The following is a 6,139-nucleotide window of genomic DNA, read 5'->3' as shown; positions in this document are numbered from 1 at the left end:
ACACACCGTCGGCTTCGGGCGACACGCCGCGCTTGCCGGGGGTAAGTCGGGGAACCCGGTCGAGAAGTCGGGGAACTTGGTCGAGAAGTCGGGGAACCCGGTCGAGAAGTTGGGGAACTTGGTCGAGAAGTCGGGGAACCCGGCCTGGAAACCGGGAAGCCGGGAAGCCGGGACCGCCCCCGCGTCAGAGGCGCGTGAGCTCCGGGTACTTCGGGCTCAGGTTGTCCCCCGAGGAACGGCCGGTGAGCCGTCGCATCACCCACGGTCCCGCAAATTCCCGCGCCCACGCCGCGTTGGCCCGGAACCGCTCGCGGACGCTCAGGATCGGCAGCTCGGGCACGTCAGGGAGGTCGGCGAGTCCCTCGTGCTCGAGGATCCCGAGGACTCTGTTGGCCATCGTCGCGTGGCCGAGCGAGGACATGTGCATTCGGTCCTCGGCCCACATCCGCCAGTCCTGAAACTCATGGAAGCGCCAGTAGTCCACGAGCTTCGCCCCGCGACGGTCGGCAATCCAGCGGATCTGCTCGTTGTAGATCGCCGTCCGGCCGCGCATCGCGCCGAAGATCTTGGACGTTCCCGCGTCGAATCCCGTGAACAGGAGCACCTGAGCCCCCGCCTGCTGGAGGCGGGCAATGGCGGCGTCGTACTCCTCGAGCAGGCTGTCGATGTCGACCTTGGGGCGGAGGATGTCGTTGGCGCCCGCGTAGACGGTCACGAGGGTGGGGCGCAGCGCGAGCGCCGGTTCGAGCTGCTCCGTGATCACCTGGCGCAGCTTCTTCCCTCGGATGGCAAGGTTGGCGTACCCGAAACCTGGATCGGCGGCCTGGAGCTGCTCGGCGGCGCGATCGGCCCACCCGCGCACGCCGTTCGGACGCGACGCGTCCGGGTCCCCGACGCCCTCCGTGAACGAGTCGCCCAAGGCCACCCAGCGCGTCGTGAACTCTCGGCTCATGCCGCGCTCCCGCCGTCGTCCGCTGCCTCATCCCCCTGGGGCACCCTCCGCTTCGGGCAGGGGAGGCCCGGGTCCCGCTCGACGTCCCGGAAGATCCACGAGGCCTCGTCCAGCTGTGCCACGATCTTCTCTGCGATGTCCGCGAGGCGGCGCGCGTCGTCGTCGTCGAGCCCGTCGAAGACGATCTCGCGCACCCGCTCGACGTGCTCCGGCGCAAGGTCGACGATCGTCTCCCACCCGAGATCGGTGAGGTGCGCGTTGGTCACGCGCGCGTCGTCGGGCGAGGGGAGCCGGTCAATCCACCCTCGGTTCTCGAGCTTCGTGACGACGTGCGAGAGCCGGGAGAGCGACGCCGAGGTCCGCGCCGCAAGCTCCTTCATCGGAAGCGAGCGGCCGTCCGCCTCGCTGAGCATCGCGAGGACGTCGTAGTCGAAGAGGGAGAGTCTGCCGAGGGACGTGAGGTGGGCGTCGAGGGCGGCCGGCAGGAGCGTCGTCACGCTCAAGAGGGCCAGCCACGCGCGACGCTCCTCGGCCGAGAGCCAGCGGGGTTCCGTCACGGAAACCAAGCATAGGCGGGGGACGGGAGTTGACCCTCATTTGCCGCTGCTCGGGCGCACGGCGAGCGGGCTAACCTTGTGGGCATGATGCCCGCCGGCCGCTTCGCTCCCAGCCCGTCGGGCGAGCTCCACCTCGGGAATCTCCGCACCGCGCTGCTCGCGTGGCTGTTCGCCCGCTCGACGGGCCGCCAGTTCCTGATCCGCGTCGAGGACCTCGACCGGGCCCGCGCGGGCGCTGAGGCGGTGCAACTCCACGACCTCGCAGCCATCGGGCTCGACTGGGACGGACCCATCGTGAGGCAGAGCGAGCGGACGGAGCGGTATGAGGATGCGCTCGGGGCCCTGGCCGATGCTGGCCTGACCTATGAGTGCTACTGCACCCGCCGCGAGATCCTCGAAGCCCCGAGCGCGCCGCACGCCCCGCAAGGTGCCTACCCGGGGACCTGCCGCGATCTTCCCGAGGCGGAGCGCGCACGACGGCGCGCGGTGCGTCCCGCCGCGATCCGCCTGCGCGCCGGGGTCACCGAATGGACCGTCACCGACGTGCTGCACGGCCGATACACGGGTCTCGTGGACGACTTCGTCCTCCGGCGCAACGACGGTGTGGTTGCCTACAACCTGGCGGTCGTCGTGGATGACGCCGCGCAGGGAGTGGACCAGATCGTCCGGGGGGACGATCTCCTGCCCTCGACCCCACGTCAGGTCTATCTCTCCGGGCTCCTCGGGTACGGGGTGCCCGAGTACGCGCACGTGCCACTGGTCCTCAACCGGGCCCGGAAGCGGCTCGCCAAGCGCGACGGCGCCGTGACGCTCGCGGCCCTCGCGGCCGAGGGTGTCTCCGCGCAACAGGTGACGGCGTCCCTCCTCGCATCGCTGCGGCTGCCGCAGGTGCTCCCCGCCGCGCTCGCGGCCTTTTCGCCCGCCGCTCTGCCCCGCGACCCGTGGGTGCTGGACCCTGCGGAGCTGACGGCGCAACAGGAGGGGACCCTGCGGAGCTGACGGCGCAACAGGAGGGGGCGCGACGGGAGCGGGCGCGCGCCCCCCTCGTTGCGCCGTCAGCTTTGCATGGTGAAGCGCCGCGACGTCCACGCCCTCACAGCCCGCGCGCGGTACAGCCCTCGGAACACCGCGTTGCGCGTCGACATGAGCGCTGGAGGGAGTGGCCGCCCGAGGGCCATGTTGAGCACGGCGTGCCGGGCCGCCTCCGCCGCCGCCCGCCGTCGTCCTTCGGCGACTCGGGCCCACAGCGCGGGCCACGCCAGGGCGCCGTCGGGCTCCCACCCCTGGCGCGCCGCCCTGAGATCCTCGGCGATCAGCGGCGCGAATGCCTCGGCGTCGAGCCAGCCGAGCGTCATGCCTTGGCCGCCGATAGGGCTCACCTCATGCGCGGCGTCGCCGACGAGGACGACGCGCCCACGGAGCATCGACGCGGCAAGCCGCTCGTGGACTGTGAAGGCACTGAGCATCGTGCTGCTCTCGGGATCCACGACGGCGCCCGTACGCTCGGCCACGAGGCCGGCCAGCAGTTGCGGGGTAGGGTCCGGTTCGAGCACGTCCGTGTGCACGACCCACCGTCGCACGCCGCCCGGGAGCGGAAAGGACTCGACGATGCCCGCCGGCTCGAGATGCAGGACGGCCGCCGCGCCGTCGCCCGACGCGTCAGCGAAGTCCCCCATGAGATAGGCGTCCGGGTATCGCCGCTCGCGGACCGGAATCCCAAGCGCCGCACGAAGGGGCGAGCGAGCGCCGTCGGCCGCCACGACCCAGCGTCCCGCAAAGCGCACCTCGGCGCCCCCCGCGAGAGCCCGGACGACGGCGCCGGAACCCCGCGTTTCGACGCCCACCGCGCACACCCCTCGCCGGAGCGCGCCCGGGGCGAGTTCGGTGAGCCGGGCCTCGAGGGTGTCCTCGGTGAGCCATTGGGGGACGGCGAGGACGGGCGGGTCGAAGTCGAGCCGCGCCACTTCCCCGCCCTGCGACCGGGCGCGGCCCTCGCGGAGCTGCACCCCGCTGGCCGCGAGCGTCCCCGCGACCCCGGCTGCCGCGAGGACACGCAGGCCGGGAGGGTGGATCCCGATCGCGCGCGAGTGCTGCGTCCGCTCGGGGCGCGCCTCGAGGACGACGACGTCGACGCCCGCGCGCGCGAGGAGCACGCCGAGGCACAGACCGACCGGGCCCCCGCCGACGATCACGACCTCGTGGCGCTCGGCCTCAGGGCTCAAGGGTTCACACGGGTGAGCAGTGCCGTCTCGACCGTGAGTCCGGGCCCGAAGGCCATCGCGCAGACGCGCTCCGCGCCGGGGCCGTCGAGCTGCTGAGGGGGCCGCGGCAGGCCGAGGATCCGCTCGAACACGAACATGATGGTCGCGCTGCTCATGTTGCCGAACTCGCGAAGCGTCTCCCGCGCGGGCTCGGCCTGCGTCTCGCTGAGGCCTAGCCGCGCCACGACCTTGTCCACTATGCTGCGGCCGCCCGGGTGGATCGCCCAGTGCTCGATCCCGCTGTGGGGCCGTCCGGCGAGCGCGGGGTCACCCCCAAGGAGCGGCTCAAGCGCGCCCGTGATGTGGTCGTCGATGATGTGCGGGACATAGGAGCCGAGGACCATCTCGAAGCCCTGGTCGCCGATGTTCCACGCCATCGTGTCCTCGCCGACCGGCGTGAGCGTCGTCTCGAACGCGTCGAGGCTCAGGGCGGGGCGGGTGAGCGGGAGGTCGCGAGCGGTGATGACGGCGGCCGCCGCGCCGTCTGCGAAGAGGGACGCGCCGAGGATCGTGTCCGGGTTGTTCGAGCTGCGGACGTGGAGCGTGCAGAGCTCGACAATGGCGACGAGGACGACGGCGCTCGGGTCCGCCTCGCAGAACAGCTTGGCAGCGCGGAGGGCCGGGAAGGCGGCGTAGCAGCCCATGAACCCGAGGTGGAACCGCTGGACCGAAGGCCGGAGGCCGAGCTCACGGACCACCCGGTAGTCGGGCCCGGGGTTGAAGAAGCCCGTGCAGGAGACCGTGATGACATGCGTGACGTCTTCGGGCCCGATCCCGTCCGCGGCGTCGAGTGCCCCGCGCGCCGTCTCGGTGAACAGCGGCGTCGCCTCGCGCACGAAGACGTCGTTGCGCGTCTTCGTGCTCGGGTTCAGGATGCGCCCGGTCGAGGAATCGAAGAAGTCAGGGGCGGCGTCGGGGCGATCCCAGGAGAATTCGCCCACGGCCGAGTGACGGGTGTCGATGGCCGCGGCGTCGAAGCACGTGCGGACCAATCGGGTCCCGAGCCTCGTGAGGCCCTCCTGCGCCGCGAACACGTCGCGCGCCTCCGCTTGCTTGAGAACCGTCGGAGGGACGGCGGTGTTCAGGGACCGCAAGAGTACCGTCATGGGCCATTCTCACTACATCAGGTGCGGAGAGGGCAAGGGGTGGGCCGCTCAGAGGAGGCCGAACTTCTCGAGCTGCTCGGCCAGCCCGGCGCCGTCGGGCGCGGCCGCCCAGGGGACGCCGGGAACCGGGGTCGGCCGGGCGTCATGGGTCGTGCCGCCGGAGAAGACCGCTTCACCTGCTGAGAGCTCCCGGATGGCGACGGCCGCGACGCTCTCCGGATGCCGGCGCGCGAACTCGGCGTAGATCGACTCGTCGTGCTGCCCGTTGTCGCCGATGAGGAGCCACTTGAGCTCGGGGAACTCGGCAGCGAGGCGGGCGAGGTTGCGGGCCTTGTGCTCGCGCCCGCTGCGGAACCAGCTGTCCGCGGTCATGCCCCAGTCGGTCAGCAGGAGAGGGCCCGCGGGGTACAGGTTGCGGCCGAGGAAGCGGGCAAGGGTGGGCGCCGCGTTCCACGGGCCGGTCGAGAGGTACATGACCGGCGCCGTCGGGTGATGCGCCGCGAGGCGGTCGAGCAGCACCGACATCCCGGGCGTCGGCGTGCGCGCCCGCTCGCTCAGCACGAACGTGTTCCAGAGGGCGAGGAAGGGTCGCGGAAGGGCTGTGACCATGACGGTGTCATCGATGTCGGAGACGATGCCGAACGTCGACGACGGGTCGACGACGAGGACTTGACCGACGGCTGGCTCCGCGTCGGCCGCGCTCATCTTGACGTCGTGCCAGCCGGGCTCGAGGCTGACGGGCACCATGGCGTCGACGACTCCGCCGAAGTCGGCGCGCACCGTCGTCGTATGCTCTCCGATCTCGATCGTGACTTCCGAATACTCGATCGGGACGCTCGTGAACGCCCGCCAACCGCGGACGTCTTCGGTCCCCGTCCATCCGCTCGGCATCGGAGGCTCGTACCAGCCCGCGTCGCGGCAGCGCTCGCGGCCCCGGTCGGGGGCCGTCGTCGCGTTCGCGCCGATCCGATGCAGCCCGGGGGCGCCGTACAGGACGCGGGCGAGGATCCGCACGCGGGATGTGGTGCCGTAACCCCGATACGCGACCACCTGGGGAATGAAGCCGAGCCTCCGCGCCCACACCGTCTGGGCGGCGTGGACACGGTCGCCGACGCGGTGGGCGGCCTTCAGGAGCGCTCCAGTCATGCGCAACACTCTGCCACGGCTTGGCGCAGGTCACAGAACCGGGGTTGACGCAAACCCCCATGACGGCTTCGATGAGCGACGAGGATCGCGAGCGCGTCACGTCGAGAATACCGGTTC

The 6,139-nt window shown here is 71.5% G+C and carries 5 protein-coding genes and 1 pseudogene; 1 reads left to right on the top strand and 5 read right to left on the bottom strand.

Annotation, left to right across the window (positions count from 1 at the left end; genetic code table 11):
* Positions 1 to 184 precede the first annotated feature (184 nt).
* Positions 185 to 952, bottom strand: coding sequence for an SGNH/GDSL hydrolase family protein (locus V7053_RS08715; RefSeq protein ID WP_334171884.1), 768 nt, complete (start codon positions 950 to 952; stop codon positions 185 to 187).
* Between the two features lie 83 nt (positions 953 to 1,035).
* A pseudogene (locus V7053_RS08710) lies at positions 1,036 to 1,509 on the bottom strand (MarR family winged helix-turn-helix transcriptional regulator); the annotation flags it as partial.
* A gap of 84 nt (positions 1,510 to 1,593) precedes the next feature.
* Between V7053_RS08710 and gluQRS the strand changes: the two are divergent.
* Entirely contained in the window at positions 1,594 to 2,508 is a 915-nt protein-coding gene (gluQRS, locus tag V7053_RS08705) for a tRNA glutamyl-Q(34) synthetase GluQRS (RefSeq protein WP_334171883.1), read from the top strand.
* Positions 2,509 to 2,564: 56 nt separating this feature from the next.
* Here gluQRS and V7053_RS08700 read toward each other — a convergent pair whose 3' ends face one another.
* The 3 genes from V7053_RS08700 to V7053_RS08690 are packed head-to-tail and all read right to left on the bottom strand — an operon-like array spanning position 2,565 to position 6,022.
* Positions 2,565 to 3,731 carry an FAD-dependent oxidoreductase gene (locus tag V7053_RS08700; RefSeq protein WP_334171882.1) on the bottom strand — a complete coding sequence of 389 codons (1,167 nt, stop codon included), beginning with the start codon at positions 3,729 to 3,731 and terminating at the stop codon, positions 2,565 to 2,567.
* Complete coding sequence (locus V7053_RS08695) at positions 3,728 to 4,876, bottom strand: type III polyketide synthase (RefSeq protein WP_334171881.1); 1,149 nt, start codon at positions 4,874 to 4,876, stop codon at positions 3,728 to 3,730. The genes V7053_RS08700 and V7053_RS08695 overlap by 4 nt, the downstream gene beginning before the upstream one ends.
* 48 nt (positions 4,877 to 4,924) lie before the next feature.
* A complete protein-coding gene (locus V7053_RS08690; RefSeq protein WP_334171880.1) occupies positions 4,925 to 6,022 on the bottom strand; it encodes an App1 family protein in 1,098 nt (365 codons plus the stop codon).
* Positions 6,023 to 6,139 lie beyond the last annotated feature (117 nt).

The organism is Sinomonas sp., from assembly GCF_036848755.1.
GTDB lineage: Bacteria > Actinomycetota > Actinomycetes > Actinomycetales > Micrococcaceae > Sinomonas.
This window is presented reverse-complemented; position numbering and strand designations above follow the sequence as displayed.